Below are 14,630 nucleotides of genomic sequence, written 5' to 3'. Positions count from 1 at the left end.
TGATTTCTGCAAGATCTAGCCCTTTAGATCAAATTCGCACCACTCAGCTTATCCCTAGGTTCAGAGGTTCGGCAAATGCAATATATATCAATCCTTTTCACTCCATGCTGAGTAAGAAGTTCGCACAAAGGTTCAACCGTACTTCCTGTGGTTAGAACATCATCAACAATGGCGACATGTTCAGCATTGATAGGGAGGCACAGCTTAAAAGCCTGCCTGACATTGCGTTGTCTTTGCTGTTTAGTCATACCTTGTTGGCGCAGTGTTGCTCTGACTTTACGAAAAATACCGAAGCAGTTAACCTGCATCGAGTGACTAATCTCCCAAGCCAAGTGCTGGCTTTGGTTATAGCCTCGATATAAAAAGCGCTGCCAGTGCAGTGGCACAAAAGTAATCAAGTCAGGTTTTTCCCTAAGGTGAGGAGTAAGTAGTAAAGCCAGTGTCTTTGCATGCCAAAACTGCCCAGAATACTTTAATCGATGAATATAACTTGACAGAGGCTGTTGATAATCACCGACACAATACAGATGCGACCAAGGAGGCGGTGAAACAAGACAGCGCCCACATTGCTCCGCTTTGACTGGAACGATAAGCCCACAACGTAAACAGCAAGACTGACGAGTCATATTATCCAAGCAGATACGACACACAATGGGATGAGAATGCGGCCTCTCAATAAGTAAGCCGCATAAGTCGCAATGTTTGGGTAACAGGTAAGCTGTGTATTTACCAATCCAATCGGTTAACATGTGCTCTTTGCCTGCCAAACCAGTAGTCAGGATAATTTAACCGTTTGAATGAAATCTTAAGGATGAAAAACGTGGTACAAACTGAGAGCAAACACGCAACGCCATACTGGCAACGTAGCGGTCAAGGCAGTGACTTGATTCTTATCCACGGCTGGGGAATGAATGGGGCGGTTTGGCATCAAACTGCCGAGCAATTAAGTGAACATTTTCGAGTTCATGTTATTGACCTGCCCGGCTTTGGCCATAGCAATCACCTCACGTTTAACACCTTAGAAGACTTGAGTCAGCAAATCCTGACAGGAGCGCCGAAGAACGCGACCTGGCTCGGCTGGTCACTAGGTGGCTTAGTTGCTACACACATCGCCTTAAAACACCCCGAGCATATCGCTAAATTAATCACGGTTGCCAGCTCACCAAAGTTTTCTGCGCACAAACAATGGAAAGGAATACAGCCCAAAGTACTCAACAATTTCACTGAGCAATTAGTTGACAATTTCAAACTCACAATCGAAAGGTTTATGGCATTGCAGGCAATGGGCAGCCCTTCTGCGCGTCAAGATATCAAAAGCCTTAAACAAGCGGTATTATCTCGGCCATTACCCAATACTGAATCACTCATTGCTGGTCTAGAGCTGCTCTCTAGCGTCGATCACAGGCACCTTCTCAAACAGTTAGATATTCCAACTCTTCGTATGTATGGTCGCTTAGATGGCTTAGTACCAAAGCACGTGGCAACAGAGGTCGATACACTCATGCCGATAAGTAACAGCCATATATTTAGCGCTTCCTCACATGCTCCATTTATCACAGAAAATGAGCAGTTTTGCCAAAAGGTCATTCACTTCGCTAAGACAAAATAAAAATAATTCAATCAATAAGCTAAAATTTTAATCAAGTAAGCCGATAAGTAACTAAGTCAAGAAAACGCTGTTTTATTATGCGTTGTTGACTGAGCGTGAGGAGGTTAAGCAATGCTCGTATCACCTACGAACGTAAGCGTACCGCTGATCGCTCCATCGGTTAATGTGCAAACCGAACAGGTTGCACGAGACAACAAGGTTCGCGAGCCCGTCAACCCTACGGTGGCATTAACCAAAAGTAACGCAGAGCGCCAAGTTAAAGCGGACGATAAAAGGCGAAAACAGTCTTCTTGGGATCCAGCTGAGCATCCAAGCTATGAAGCCAGTGAACAAGAAGACGTGAAGCCGACTTATCATGAAAACCCTAACGATACTCTCGATAGGATTTTCAAGCTAATTGCTCTAGATAGCTACAGTAAGGATCAAGGCAAAGGCTACGCAATGCGCTTTCGGTTACCAAGGTACATTATTGATGCAGCGATCACTGAAGGGAGAATGGCCAAACGCAGAACCATCATCAAATTTCATTATGGCGATGCGGTTGCACCAAACACTCCTTCAGATGTCATAGCGGTGTTGTAATAAAACGCTTGATACTAATAAAACCCCCTTTAGTGGGGGTTTATATCGGCCTTGGCGTTATTTTTTCGCTTTGGCAAAAGCGGCAGCAAAAGCGCCGCCCATCGCATTATTTGACGATTCATTACTGCGGGCCGGAGTACGGCCCTGTTTTTTATTTGCTGGTGCCGCACGTTGTGAGCGGTTATCTTGCCCAGGTTCATCGGTAAGACGCATGGATAGACCGATACGCTTGCGCTGAACATCGACTTCCATCACTTTGACTTTAACGATATCGCCCGCTTTGACCACGTCTCTTGGATCAGAAACAAAGCGATCGGTTAATGCCGAAATATGCACTAGACCGTCCTGATGCACCCCAATATCAACGAAAGCGCCAAAGTTAGCCACATTAGACACAACGCCTTCCAGTACCATTCCTGGTTCAAGATCGGACACCGTATTAACGCCATCGGCAAAAGTTGCCGTCTTGAACTCTGGACGAGGGTCTCGGCCGGGTTTATCAAGCTCTTTGATAATGTCAGTTACCGTAGGCAGGCCAAAGTGCTCATCAGTGTAGTCAATCGCATGCAACCCCCGTAAAAACTGAGTGTCGCCAATCAGCGCATCCACTTTCTTAGCGTTTTTTTCTGCAATGGCTTTTACTACAGGATACGCTTCTGGATGAACCGATGAGGCATCCAATGGATTTTTGCCTCCCATGATGCGCAAAAAGCCCGCGCACTGCTCAAAGGCTTTAGGCCCAAGGCGAGCAACTTTTTTAAGCACGGTGCGCGCCTCGAATCGACCATGTTGATCGCGATAGTCGACAATATTTTGTGCAATCGTACTAGACAGACCTGCCACTCGGCTCAATAGAGCGGATGAAGCCGTGTTGACGTCAACGCCAACAGCATTCACACAATCTTCAACTACAGCGTCCAAGCGTTTCGCCAGCATAGATTGACTGACATCATGCTGGTATTGGCCCACACCAATAGATTTAGGGTCGATTTTCACTAACTCTGCTAAGGGGTCTTGCAGGCGGCGAGCAATCGAAACCGCCCCTCGAAGTGAAACATCCAAATCAGGAAACTCTTTGGCTGCCAGTTCAGAAGCTGAATACACAGACGCCCCAGCCTCACTAACCATAATTTTTTGCACTTTAAGGTTATGACGTTTCACAAGCTCTGCAACGAAACTATCGGTTTCACGCGATGCAGTGCCATTGCCAATCGCAATCAAATCGACTTGATGCTTTTCGACTAATTTGGCAACAACCTGAGCCGACTTATCGTATTGATTTTGCGGAGGGTGAGGATAAATGGTATCGGTCGCTAGCACTTTACCTGTTGAATCTACCACAGCGATTTTTGAGCCGGTTCTCAAGCCTGGATCCAATCCTAAGGTGGCTCGAGGACCAGCAGGCGCTGCCATTAAAAGGTCTTTGAGGTTAGTAGCAAAAACTTCTATTGCTTCAACCTCTGCTCGCTCTTTCATCGCACCCATGAGCTCAGTTTCCATGTGCATTGACACTTTCACGCGCCACGCCCAGCTGATCACTTGCTTACGCCAGCCATCACTCGGGGCCTCGCTTAGAGTAATACCATAATGATCGGCAATAATGGTTTCACAATAAGACTGACGAGCACCTTGCTCTTGCGAAGGATCCGCATTCATGGTCAGTGTAAGAAAGCCTTCATTGCGACCACGCAGCATGGCAAGCGCGCGATGAGAAGGCACTTTATTTAAAGGCTCAGAATGTGAGAAATAGTCTTTAAATTTCTCTCCTTCGCGCTCTTTTCCTTCAACAACTCTGGCTTCCAGTTCAGCGTGACGGTTAAGATATGAACGTATTTTCTCAAGCAGATCGGCGTCTTCTGCGATTTGCTCCATGATGATGGCACGTGCACCATCAAGTGCCGCTTTGGTATCTGCTATACCCTTTTCCAAATCAACATAGTCAGAGGCCTGTTGCTCAGGATCATGTTCAGGGTGATTCCACAGCGTTTCTGCCAATGGCTCAAGACCCGCCTCAATGGCAATTTGCCCCTTGGTTCGACGTTTAGGTTTAAAAGGCAAATACAAGTCTTCCAAACGGGTTTTACTCTCCGCTTGGTGAATATCTTTAGCCAATTGATCGGTGAGTTTACCTTGGTCCTGAATCGACTTTAGAATGGTCTGACGACGATCCTCTAGTTCCCTTAAGTATGCGAGTCGGCTATCGAGATTACGTAATTGGGTATCATCCAGGCCACCTGTCGCCTCCTTTCGATATCGAGCAATAAAAGGGACGGTATTGCCGTCATCAATTAGGTCAACAGCAGCAGTGACTTGCTCAGGACGAACATTAAGTTCTTGAGCAATCATTTGGCAGATAGCTTGGCTCATCCGGTGATTCTCTTTTAATTCTTAGTGATGGGATTTATCCGTAGAACATTGGGGTTCTATACAGAATTTGCAATGTTTTTAACTATGTTGAGTAAAATTTACCAACTCCTGATAGACATCCAGCAGATTTATGTCAAAACTGGAACAACTGAAAGCAGATCAACTCTGAGTATTAGAACATACCTTTGCGCTTAAATATCTACGGGAAACTATGATGAAGAAACTGTCTTCGGCCTTAGTGCTAATGGTGGCTTTACTTGCCAACCCATTGACTTGGCAGCATGCCCTTGCAGCCACCACACAAAGTCCTATTTACCAGCTCGATAACAAACCTGTATTAGGCCGAGTCGAAAACGTCTACTTCAGCGGTATTTCTGAGCTTGCTCAGGTACCTTTTGCTGGCAAAATTGATACTGGTGCTGATAGCACCTCTATTCATGCCGAAAATGTTCACCTATACAGCAACAACCCTAAGTTTAAAAAGTACCAAGATGACCAACTTATGTGGGCAGTTTTCGGTGATTTAATTGGTACCGATGGAACTTGGGATGCTGAGAAATTTGCCGCAGCAAGCTGGGATAATGACAGCTTTGATACCTATCAAGTCCACGTCACTTTTGAGATACCAAACCCCATAACAGGTAAGAAAATACCCGTCGACAAAGAGCTGGAGAAGTTAAGTGTCATCCGCAGCCGCACCAGCCAAGAGCCCATTTTGCGCCCCGCGATAATGATGCCTCTGACAATTGCGAACAAGAAAGTAGAGACTTTGGTTAATTTAACTGACCGCTCTCACTTTTCAGCTCCAATCCTAATTGGCAAAACCTACCTTAACAACAATGCTTGGGTGCTAGCCGGATATAACTATCTTCAAGAGCAGCCCAATGCGAAGATGATTGGCAAAAAGGACTTAGTCACCATCTCTAATATTCCCTATAAAACCAGCATTTCAACCACAGCTCGCTATACCAGTGCCCATGCACTAGACATCCAAGTAGACAAAAAGAATAAGCAAGTCTCGTTTGTTCTGGAGGGAAAGAACAAACAGCGCCAAACCATGAGCTTGCCTTTAGTACGGATGCTGAAGACCAGCAGTGGTGAACGTCCTTTGGTTTACCTACCCGTCACAATAGATAAGACGCATAACCAAAATTGGTTGGTCTATTTGCGCGACCGGAGTAAGTTCAGCTCGCAAATTAGAATTGGTAAGGATTTGGCAAGCCAGCACTTTGTTATCGACACCGACAAAGAAAACTTACTCCAACACAACAAGCCATTCAGCGACGCTCTTAAATCTGACCCTCTGGTGATTTCGCCGCAAGAATCCATCAAACTGGATAATATCAGTCTGCCTGCTTACCCAACTTTTGCGGTTAAAACCCCTTTACTTCGCGTAGAGAGCTTCGAGCTCACTGAAAAGGATAACAAAGAAGTAGTGACTTTCTATCTACCAACAGAGATAGGGAAAGTGGAAAAAATTACAAAACCTGTGATTAAAAAGCTCAAAGTAGGTGACTCAGTACGCCCTGTAATAGAAGTAAATGTCCAACTTGGCAGTAAAGATAAGCCAATGAATGTTGCTCTGGATATCCTAGATAAAGATCAACAACCCTTTTTTGTATTGGGTCATAACATTGCCAAAGGTGGCGTACTCTTAAACACACGGTCAGATAATCTACTGGAGAATGACCCAATTTTTAAAGCTGGCCATATTGAAGTTGCGCAAGTCGAAGGTATATCTTTTCCGGTCAAACTTGATACTGGCGCGGATGTCAGCTCGATAAACGCTTTAAATATCAAGCAATTTAAAAAAGATGGCCAAGACATGGTTAGCTTTACCTATAAAAACGACGCAGGCATGAGCAAAACTTTTACCAAGCCAGTTGTAGACACTATGCGAATCAAGGCCAAAAAGGGGGAGAAAGCCAATGTTCGCCCTGTGGTTGAAATGCAAGTGAAACTCGGTGACTTGGAAAAGAGAGTGAGAGTAAACCTTCAAGATCGCAGCCGCTTTCATTACAGTATGATTTTAGGCAAAAACTTCTTAAAACATGGTGTTATGGTCTCTAGTGAAACCAACTATATAGTGACAGACAAGCCTGATTACGAGAAATAATCAATCTTCTACCGCCACGCAGCTGCGCGGCGGTATTCTAACTAGGCTCAACATCAGCCTTATAATCAATCCTGTTTACAAACCACTCTTTCTCCCCTTCAGGGGTTCTTACCATCACTTCATCATCGATTTCTTTTTTGATTAGCGCTCTCGCCATAGGTGAATCAATCGAAATATAGTCCTTTGCATCGCCGTAAATTTCATCTGGACCAACAATACGAAATTTTTTCACTTCGCCCATTTGATTTTCTACTTCTACCCATGCTCCAAAAAAAACCTTTCCCTCTTGCTGAGGCGAATAGTCGACCACTTTAACCTGCTCTATACGCTTCCTAAGGTAGCGAACCCGTCGATCAATTTCTCGTAAGCGTTTTTTGTTATATTGGTAATCCGCATTTTCGGAGCGATCGCCCAAACCAGCGGCCCAAGTGACTTTTTTGGTCACTTCTGGACGTTCTTCTTTCCACAAAAAATCAAGTTCATCTTTTAATCGCTGAAAACCTTCACGGGTGATCAAGTTTGTTTTCATTGCTTCAATACTACTCGGTTGATCTTGGCATATACATTAGCTAAAAAGGATCAAAAAGGTAATAATCATTAACAATTCTTTTGACTACTTTTTACTAAAGGGTGTTACATTTTAGTCGCAAGGCAAAAGTCCTAGCCCCTCACACTGAGCACTGGATATACAAATAGGTGGAAGCATTCTATGCAAGAAAAGCACAAAGTTTTGGTTGTTGATGACGATGCGCGTTTGCGTGCACTGTTAGAACGTTACTTGTCTGAACAAGGGTTTCAAGTGCGCAGTGTTGCCAACAGCGAACAAATGGACCGCCTATTGACCCGTGAAAACTTCCATTTAATGGTGCTGGATCTCATGCTACCAGGAGAGGACGGTTTATCTATCTGCCGACGACTACGCAATGCAAACAGCACTCTTCCGATTTTAATGCTAACTGCCAAAGGCGATGAAATCGATCGCATTGTCGGTTTAGAGGTGGGGGCAGATGACTATCTACCTAAACCATTTAATCCCCGTGAACTGCTTGCTCGAATCAAGGCCGTATTACGTCGTCAAACGGTTGAACTTCCTGGCGCTCCTAGTGCTGAAGAATCTGTTGTCGAGTTTGGCGAGTTTAGCCTTAATCTAGGCACACGAGAGATGTTTAAAGGCGAAGAATCTATGCCTCTGACATCAGGGGAGTTCGCCGTTTTAAAGGCACTGGTCACCAACGCCAGAGAGCCCATGTCTCGAGATAAGCTGATGAACATGGCCAGAGGCCGAGAGTATTCAGCGATGGAGCGCTCGATTGACGTACAGATATCGCGTCTGCGCCGAATGCTTGAGCTCGACCCAAGTAAGCCACGCTACATACAAACTGTCTGGGGACTAGGTTATGTTTTTGTTCCAGATGGCAAAGAGGCATAATAGCTAATCCGGTAAGAATGCGAGCTTATGTCTCGCATTTCTTTTATTCATTGCGACTAAGGTTACTGGCATGCGTATTACTAGCTCATTTACCCAATCAATCTTTATCTTTTTCACCTTACTTATCGCAAGCCAAATTTATTCCTATTACGCTGTATTCAATTACGCCTTGATGCCCAGCTTACAACAATTCAATAAGATTCTCGGTCATGAAATCAGCCTTATGCTTGATGACTCTGCAAATGCCGAGCATCAGCTCCAAATAGACGCACCATTACGAAGAAGAGTACTTGAGCAGCTTGGGGTCACTATTCATAGTGAAGATAGCCCAATAGCGGCCGAGTATTATCAGGGAATGACCATAGATCTCATGAGTGAAGACATGAGCAAAGAGCTCGGCACTGGAACCGATGTGCGCATGACGCTCGGAGAGGATAGCTATACACTGTGGATGAAAATTGACTCGCTACCAGGCTCTATTCTCCGTATTCCACTATCCGAATTACATGAAGAAGACTTTGCCCCATTATTTCGCAATAGCTTATTGGTGGCTTTACTCATAGTTGCAGGAGGCTGGCTTTTTATCCGCTTACAAAACCGGCCTCTTATAGCGCTAGAAAAAGCCGCCAAAGGAGTGGGTAAAGGCGATATCCCTCCTCCTTTACCGGTGAAGGGTGCATCAGAAATTCGCGCGGTTACCCGCGCTTTTAATCAAATGGCCAAAGGCATTCAAGCACTTGAAGAGGACCGAACCTTACTCATGGCTGGTATCAGTCACGATTTGAGAACCCCACTGACACGCATACGTCTCGCAACCGAAATGATGTCACCGCAGGATAGTTATCTTGCTGAGGGTATCATTAGTGATACTGAGGAATGCAATCAGATCATCAATCAGTTTATGGATTATCTAAAACCCGTCGACAGAGAAACGTTTGTTGCTGTTAATCTAAACGACATCACCAATGAAGTGACTTCTGCTGAAGGTGGATATGAAGTAAAAATCGAAACTGAGTATCACCGACCACTTAAGTTTGCCTATGGAAGCCCGATTGCTATCAAGCGAGCCATTACTAACCTAGTGATCAACGCCATGCGTTACGGCAATGGCTGGGTCAAAGTTAGTACGGGTATCACAGCAGATAATGCACTTGTATGGGTTTGTGTGGAAGACAATGGCCCAGGGATCGAGGAAAATCAGATAGGAAAACTGTTTGAACCCTTTACTCGTGGTGATACAGCTCGTGGAAGCGAGGGAACTGGACTCGGCCTAGCGATAGTCAAACGCATCGCCAATCAACACCAAGGAAGCGTCACTATTAATAATCGCAGCAATGGCGGACTTAGAGCGCAAATTAGTTTTCCAACGATCAAGGCTAGCTAGCCCAATGTCGATATTTGCCACAAATACAAACGCCTATTTCTGGCAAATATCTAACTCAAGTTGCTGTCTTTAGTTAAGCTTACCCTGGTAACTAAGCTGATAGCGGCCTTGCCCGTCTGGCGAGGGCAGCCACTTCAATTGCTCCGCAAGAGCTTGAGGGAAACTTTCCCCTGGTTTAAACCATGCCGATGCTTGATAAGTGCGATTTGGGCTAAGTTCAAGATCGCCTGAACTTACAACATCTTGACTGCTTTGCTCCACTTTAACCTTGATATCACTATTATTGCAAGTAAAGTTGGCAATCACTGGACCTAGCTTTAGTTCGTCAAGAGGAGTAACAACTTTGTCTGTGTTCCACACCAATGAGCCCGTAGCCGATTGACAATATGGCGCAGCATAAACCATAGATTGAATACTCAATTCCACTTTACCGTTGAGCTCAATAGGAATGGGAAGCGGTGGAGCTAGCTCAAGGGCTTTATCAACTGGAAGAGAAGCAACTAGCTTATGAGCATAAGGACCAGACATACTCAGGCCGACAGTTCCTCGCCCAGAGATCTGCATATCGCTACCCTGACCAAAGCGTACTTGCGCTTCTGCTTTACCAAGCAGGAGCTTAAGTGGTGATAAGGTCCAGTTCAGAGAACCATAGTTACTATTTTGCCACTGAACAGCATCAGCTCGACCATTCCAAAAAGAGCCTGTGACCCCACTTACCATAAGCTGTTGGGGCAAAGGCAGATAATTCAGCGCTATCTGAGCGGGCAAATGTGCGATAGCACTTATTAAAAACACCATAAACAGAGCCAAACTCAGCAGAATAATTTTTTTCACTGCACACTATCCTTTTACAAATTGGAGGCGCTTAATTTCAACAGTTCCTTCTTGCTCACCTTTATCAATATCCATAAAAGTTGCAGACACACCATGACTTTCTTTCAGGAAAGTCATCCAGTCAATCAAACGATTGAACGGCATCGGCTGCACCCATACTTGCAGCTCGTCTCCTCGAGGCTGGACTCTCACAAGTTCCGCGCCAAAACGAGAGGCTGTAGAAGAGATAGATTGATTTAAAGGCAAATTGGATGAGGACATTCCACCATTGGCGCGAAGTTGACTGATACTATCCGCTTTATCCTTAACCCAACTCAAAAGCTGCTTTTCGTTTTGAATGCGCTGCGTCGCGGCATCGGCCCTTTCAATGACAGGCTGTACAATACCCCAATAGAGGATGCCCAAAAACAAAAATGCACCGCAAACCATCAACATATGTTGCTCACGTTGGCTGGTCTTCATCCACCAAAGCTGTATTGATGTTAATAACTGCTTCATCTCCACCTCTTACAGACGTTTAAGCACGAAGGTACCATTGACTAAAGTACCAGACTTACTCAATTGCCCTTGCTCAACCATGAATTTATCTGACATCAACTCTCGAGCTTTCTCAAAGGTTTGAAAGTCATTACTCTGTGCCTGCAACCGCACCTCACCTCTGGAGCCGTCGTATTTAAAGCTGGTCAATTTGAGTCCCGGTACTTGCTTCATCACTTGAGGCATCTTTATCATCCAATCAAGCACTGATTCACCACCACTCCCAGACAAAATTGTTTCCTCTCGCTGTAATTCTCGTTTCAGATAGGTGACCGTTGGGATCTTATTCTTGTTGGTTATTTGGCGGAATATACGCTCACTTTCACTACGGTATGCATTGGCTTGAGCTTCTGCATTTCGGATCTGCAGCCAATTGTTCACACCGACCATAACAAGTAGCACACCAGCCGCTATACCGGCTTTTCTCCATACCTTGAGGTGACGACCAAGCGAAGATTTAGGTTTAAACTCTCCAGATAGAAGGTTCAACTTGCTCTGCACCGCACCTTCTGCCAGCAGCTGCATGACTAATTTAGGCGAGGCATTTTGCCAGTCTTGATCTTGACCCAAATCTAAATCTGGTAATGGTGAGAACGCTTGTAGCGGCAAATAGTCATCACCTTGTTTAACCCATTCAGATTGTACTAGGAGACAAAGCCAAGATGCCTCAATACTCATGGCTTGATAAGGCCCTTTTTTTACCAGCCACTGCCCATCAACTTCTACTGCTGTTAAGCCCATCTCCTCAGAGACTGGTAAAGCAAGTGCATCAGGTATGACTTTACGCACCACCAAACCCAACTCACGAAAATCAGCAATAATGGCTTCCAACCAACTATGATCGATACCACACACATTTGCTTTACCATCTTGCTTCGCAAGCACAGTAAAATGTAGCTCATCAACATCCTGAGCAATGTCATCTTCAAGCAGAAATGGCAGCATCGACTCAAGCTGACGATTTGCCCCAGCGGGAATATCAACTTGAGTTAACACTAGGTTGGCAGTAGACACCAATAAAATAAGCTGGCGCCCTTGCGCATAGTGAGTTAGGTCTGATAAATCCTGATGATCCTGCAGCTCTCCGCTCGCTATCACTTCCTTTTGGATTTCAGACCAAACCAGCCATTGAATGACCGCTGTTTTATTTTTGCTCAGCCGAACGATTAGAAACTCGTTCACCGATCCCTCCAAAGCGACGGCGTACTACCGTTGCAGTTTTTTTATCATCACTAAATAACAGGCTGCGAAGTCGCACCCTAGAATTATCCACCAGCACCTCAGCATCCATCTCAAAATACTTGCTATCGACACTCAAGTACTTTTTTACTTCTTTTTTGACTTCATCGCCCAAACTACTCAGTACAGCTTGATTCATAAAGTCATCTATCGAGGCCCAACCATCTGGGCCTCGGCCATCCAGAACTTCTTTCGCTTGTGATGCGCTCAAGTTAGGATAAAACATAGCAACCAGCAAAGCGGCATGATCTACCGATATGGTATTTACATTGAGGCGTAAATCACTGGTGGGAAGTGCGCAAATCATAGAACTAATTTTTTCCATGGCATCGCCACTGACTTCTTTGACCGCTCGAAGCTCACTGCTATCAGCGAGCAAAGTATTAGCGCTTAGATAGGCTGGAGACAAACCCTCATAATAGCTATCTTCAACGCCTGAAGGTGAATTCACCGAGTCGTTACTATCGGTATATTCCCATAAAGATTGAGATATTGTTTCCGCCTGGTAGTTTTCTACTTCTAACTCTTCAAGTAGGTTTTGAAATCTAGCCACCAAAAATGGCACTTGAGACGACCCAGCGTTTGTTTCTAGCCCCGCCAATGCATTGATATTGAAGCATGCCTGTGCATCGATTAATTTACCACTAACCGTACCATACTCAAGCGGCAAACTATCAAATTCATTAGCCCAAGGTTGAGATAAGTTAATACTATCTGGGTTATCTTGGTAACTTTGCTCAATGCCATATTTTGCTAGAGCTTCAACACTCAAACTGTACCAATAAGCTTGCTGATAGTTGAGCTGATTTTGTGCGCGCTTAAATTGGGTAAATAGCCTATCAGCCATGCTCGCAGCGATACTCACCATAACAGCCAAAACAAGCAAAATGACGATAAGGGCAACACCCTGCTGAGAGCGCCTCATCATGGCGTCTTCTCCTCTGAATTACTTGCTTCACTACCTGCAACCAAATAAATGCGCTCAATCTTGCCATAATCCTTCAGTTGCAATTCGACAGAGACCGCCTTTGGCAAGGCCTCTTTCTTGGTCCACTCTTTTTTCCAATCAGAGCCTTCCATAAACTTAACTTCGAAAGACTCAACGTTATCGATCAGTGGTAAAGAAATACCTTCTTGACCAGCAGGAGTATCAGCATAGCGCCACCACACTCTCTCTAGCACATCATCTTTTATCCGATAACCGACTTTGCTTATCTCGCCTCGAGGGAATTGCTGCTGTGGATTATGCCAACCTAAACGAGTATACATGATACCTTTTGCATCAGAGTCCAAAAGGTATTCCTTCCATTGCAGCAACATGCCATTGGTCTCTTCACCATTGGTTCGGGTTTGACGTGTCGCCATCTGGCGAAAGTCGCCATCCATATAAACAAGAGTTCGCTGCAGCATTTTTAATCTTTCACTGCGTTCAAGTGACAGAGCATTACTGCGTTGTACCTGGTTCAACACTTGATAGGCACCAATACTTAAGCTGGCAAAGATAGCAATAGCTACCAAAACTTCAATAAGTGTAAATCCCGATGGCTTAAGAGGCGCTTTATTTCTGCACATAGCTTCTTACCGTTACTACTGGAGAGCCTTTTTCAGTCGTCGCCACCTTCACATCGAAGGCTTGCAAAATATCACCTTGCGTTGCTACTGGTTCTATCGACCAAAACCACTCTCGACCAGCTAATTCCTCTTTGCCTTTCTTTTTACTCGGCTTGCTCTGTGACAACAAGACTTGCGCCATTTGGTTATCCGCCACCAAGGCAGCGAAAGTTTTTTCTTCAAGGTAACTGAGAGTATTAATGTGCTGGCTTACGGAACGAATTGTCGCGATAGCAGCGGTGGCAAAAATAGCCAAAGCGATTAATACCTCTAATAGTGTCATTCCGCGCTTAGCTTTCATCAAGACTCTCTCCCGGAGCTAAAAGCACTATCTGACCATTCTCTTTAGCCGTCACTTTCCACGCATCTTGCTCTTCATCACCTTTTTGTGGATAAATAGAGACAGTGAATGGCGTTACTTCTCCACTAGAAACAATGAAAATTTGCGGTGGAGGAAGTTTTTTCTTCTCGAACAGTTCCTCATGCAAATCATCATCAAACAAGCCACCAGGCTTAAACAACCTATCATCATCCCATGCACTTCCGCCTAAAGATAAAGCCATGACCATAGAGTCTTCAAGCTTTGTTTCATAAGGGATTTGATCGATGTTAAGCTTTTTCCAACCTTCAGTTTCTAGTGTCATCAGATAGTAAGAAGATTTTTTTTCATCCACCCTTAAACCATAATCACGGCCACTCAGCATCGCCTCTTCATTGAGCAATAAGAGACGTTGATAGAGTGATTTTGCTTGTATCTTTGACTCGTCCTTAGCACTGGTTGGCAACGTTGAAATTACCGCAACAGATGCCAGCGAAACCAATACTAGGACAAGCAAAATCTCGAGCAATGTAAATCCAGCTCGAAAGCGATTTGAATATCTTTGATGCATAAGAAAAAGAGGGCGGCTTATGCCGCCACTGC

General features: G+C 44.8%; 15 protein-coding genes. 5 read left to right on the top strand and 10 right to left on the bottom strand.

Annotated features, from left to right (window positions below):
* Nucleotides 1–23: 23 nt before the first annotated feature.
* The gene (locus FIV01_RS00600; protein WP_152429281.1) at nt 24–749 is read right to left on the bottom strand and encodes a phosphoribosyltransferase family protein; all 726 of its coding nucleotides are present in this window, start codon (nt 747–749) and stop codon (nt 24–26) included.
* A 62-nt stretch (nt 750–811) separates the two neighbouring features.
* On the opposite strand from FIV01_RS00600, the gene bioH reads away from it, so the two are divergent.
* Both bioH and FIV01_RS00590 read left to right on the top strand, forming a co-directional pair.
* Nucleotides 812–1,609: a pimeloyl-ACP methyl ester esterase BioH gene (gene bioH / locus FIV01_RS00595; RefSeq protein ID WP_152429280.1), complete on the top strand. Its 798-nt coding sequence runs from the start codon at nt 812–814 to the stop codon at nt 1,607–1,609.
* Between the two features lie 111 nt (nt 1,610–1,720).
* The gene (locus FIV01_RS00590; protein ID WP_152429279.1) at nt 1,721–2,191 is read left to right on the top strand and encodes an ATP-dependent Lon protease; all 471 of its coding nucleotides are present in this window, start codon (nt 1,721–1,723) and stop codon (nt 2,189–2,191) included.
* Between the two features lie 57 nt (nt 2,192–2,248).
* On the opposite strand, the gene FIV01_RS00585 is transcribed toward FIV01_RS00590, so the two are convergent.
* The gene (locus tag FIV01_RS00585; RefSeq protein WP_152429278.1) at nt 2,249–4,558 is read right to left on the bottom strand and encodes a Tex family protein; all 2,310 of its coding nucleotides are present in this window, start codon (nt 4,556–4,558) and stop codon (nt 2,249–2,251) included.
* Nucleotides 4,559–4,769: 211 nt separating this feature from the next.
* Here FIV01_RS00585 and FIV01_RS00580 point away from each other — a divergent pair, with 211 nt between their 5' ends.
* Nucleotides 4,770–6,674, top strand: coding sequence for a putative ATP-dependent zinc protease (locus tag FIV01_RS00580; RefSeq protein ID WP_172971797.1), 1,905 nt, complete (start codon nt 4,770–4,772; stop codon nt 6,672–6,674).
* Nucleotides 6,675–6,711: 37 nt separating this feature from the next.
* Here FIV01_RS00580 and greB read toward each other — a convergent pair whose 3' ends face one another.
* On the bottom strand, nt 6,712–7,203 hold the full coding sequence (greB, locus tag FIV01_RS00575) for a transcription elongation factor GreB (RefSeq protein ID WP_152429277.1): 492 nt from the start codon (nt 7,201–7,203) through the stop codon (nt 6,712–6,714).
* A 180-nt stretch (nt 7,204–7,383) separates the two neighbouring features.
* Here greB and ompR point away from each other — a divergent pair, with 180 nt between their 5' ends.
* Entirely contained in the window at nt 7,384–8,103 is a 720-nt protein-coding gene (gene ompR, locus FIV01_RS00570; RefSeq protein ID WP_152429276.1) for an osmolarity response regulator transcription factor OmpR, read from the top strand.
* 70 nt (nt 8,104–8,173) lie between these two features.
* Nucleotides 8,174–9,487, top strand: coding sequence for a two-component system sensor histidine kinase EnvZ (gene envZ, locus FIV01_RS00565; RefSeq protein ID WP_152429275.1), 1,314 nt, complete (start codon nt 8,174–8,176; stop codon nt 9,485–9,487).
* A gap of 69 nt (nt 9,488–9,556) precedes the next feature.
* Here the strand turns inward: envZ and FIV01_RS00560 are convergent, their stop codons facing one another.
* The 7 genes from FIV01_RS00560 to gspH are packed head-to-tail and all read right to left on the bottom strand — an operon-like array spanning nt 9,557 to nt 14,598.
* On the bottom strand, nt 9,557–10,321 hold the full coding sequence (locus tag FIV01_RS00560; RefSeq protein WP_152429274.1) for a type II secretion system protein N: 765 nt from the start codon (nt 10,319–10,321) through the stop codon (nt 9,557–9,559).
* Nucleotides 10,322–10,327: 6 nt separating this feature from the next.
* The gene (locus FIV01_RS00555; protein WP_152429273.1) at nt 10,328–10,819 is read right to left on the bottom strand and encodes a type II secretion system protein M; all 492 of its coding nucleotides are present in this window, start codon (nt 10,817–10,819) and stop codon (nt 10,328–10,330) included.
* A gap of 9 nt (nt 10,820–10,828) precedes the next feature.
* The gene (gene gspL / locus FIV01_RS00550) at nt 10,829–12,040 is read right to left on the bottom strand and encodes a type II secretion system protein GspL (protein ID WP_152429272.1); all 1,212 of its coding nucleotides are present in this window, start codon (nt 12,038–12,040) and stop codon (nt 10,829–10,831) included.
* Complete coding sequence (gspK, locus tag FIV01_RS00545; RefSeq protein ID WP_152431616.1) at nt 12,003–13,022, bottom strand: type II secretion system minor pseudopilin GspK; 1,020 nt, start codon at nt 13,020–13,022, stop codon at nt 12,003–12,005. Before gspK ends, gspL begins: the two co-directional genes overlap by 38 nt.
* On the bottom strand, nt 13,022–13,669 hold the full coding sequence (gene gspJ / locus FIV01_RS00540) for a type II secretion system minor pseudopilin GspJ (RefSeq protein ID WP_152429271.1): 648 nt from the start codon (nt 13,667–13,669) through the stop codon (nt 13,022–13,024). The genes gspK and gspJ overlap by 1 nt, the downstream gene beginning before the upstream one ends.
* Nucleotides 13,656–14,009, bottom strand: coding sequence for a type II secretion system minor pseudopilin GspI (gspI, locus tag FIV01_RS00535; RefSeq protein WP_152429270.1), 354 nt, complete (start codon nt 14,007–14,009; stop codon nt 13,656–13,658). Before gspI ends, gspJ begins: the two co-directional genes overlap by 14 nt.
* Nucleotides 13,999–14,598: a type II secretion system minor pseudopilin GspH gene (gene gspH, locus FIV01_RS00530; protein ID WP_152429269.1), complete on the bottom strand. Its 600-nt coding sequence runs from the start codon at nt 14,596–14,598 to the stop codon at nt 13,999–14,001. The genes gspI and gspH overlap by 11 nt, the downstream gene beginning before the upstream one ends.
* Nucleotides 14,599–14,630: the final 32 nt, after the last annotated feature.

The sequence above is a fragment of the Vibrio aquimaris genome (genome assembly GCF_009363415.1).
GTDB lineage: Bacteria > Pseudomonadota > Gammaproteobacteria > Enterobacterales > Vibrionaceae > Vibrio > Vibrio aquimaris.
The sequence above is the reverse complement of the archived record's forward strand: the minus strand, read 5'-3'. Positions and strand labels throughout refer to the sequence as shown.

Coding starts and splice junctions, on each gene's coding strand:
- FIV01_RS00600 (WP_152429281.1), bottom strand. CDS start 749: ATGTTAACCGATTGGATTGGTAAATACACAGCTTACCTGTTACCCAAA.
- bioH (WP_152429280.1), top strand. CDS start 812: ATGAAAAACGTGGTACAAACTGAGAGCAAACACGCAACGCCATACTGG.
- FIV01_RS00590 (WP_152429279.1), top strand. CDS start 1,721: ATGCTCGTATCACCTACGAACGTAAGCGTACCGCTGATCGCTCCATCG.
- FIV01_RS00585 (WP_152429278.1), bottom strand. CDS start 4,558: ATGAGCCAAGCTATCTGCCAAATGATTGCTCAAGAACTTAATGTTCGT.
- FIV01_RS00580 (WP_172971797.1), top strand. CDS start 4,770: ATGATGAAGAAACTGTCTTCGGCCTTAGTGCTAATGGTGGCTTTACTT.
- greB (WP_152429277.1), bottom strand. CDS start 7,203: ATGAAAACAAACTTGATCACCCGTGAAGGTTTTCAGCGATTAAAAGAT.
- ompR (WP_152429276.1), top strand. CDS start 7,384: ATGCAAGAAAAGCACAAAGTTTTGGTTGTTGATGACGATGCGCGTTTG.
- envZ (WP_152429275.1), top strand. CDS start 8,174: ATGCGTATTACTAGCTCATTTACCCAATCAATCTTTATCTTTTTCACC.
- FIV01_RS00555 (WP_152429273.1), bottom strand. CDS start 10,819: ATGAAGCAGTTATTAACATCAATACAGCTTTGGTGGATGAAGACCAGC.
- gspK (WP_152431616.1), bottom strand. CDS start 13,022: ATGAGGCGCTCTCAGCAGGGTGTTGCCCTTATCGTCATTTTGCTTGTT.
- gspJ (WP_152429271.1), bottom strand. CDS start 13,669: ATGTGCAGAAATAAAGCGCCTCTTAAGCCATCGGGATTTACACTTATT.
- gspI (WP_152429270.1), bottom strand. CDS start 14,009: ATGAAAGCTAAGCGCGGAATGACACTATTAGAGGTATTAATCGCTTTG.
- gspH (WP_152429269.1), bottom strand. CDS start 14,598: ATGCATCAAAGATATTCAAATCGCTTTCGAGCTGGATTTACATTGCTC.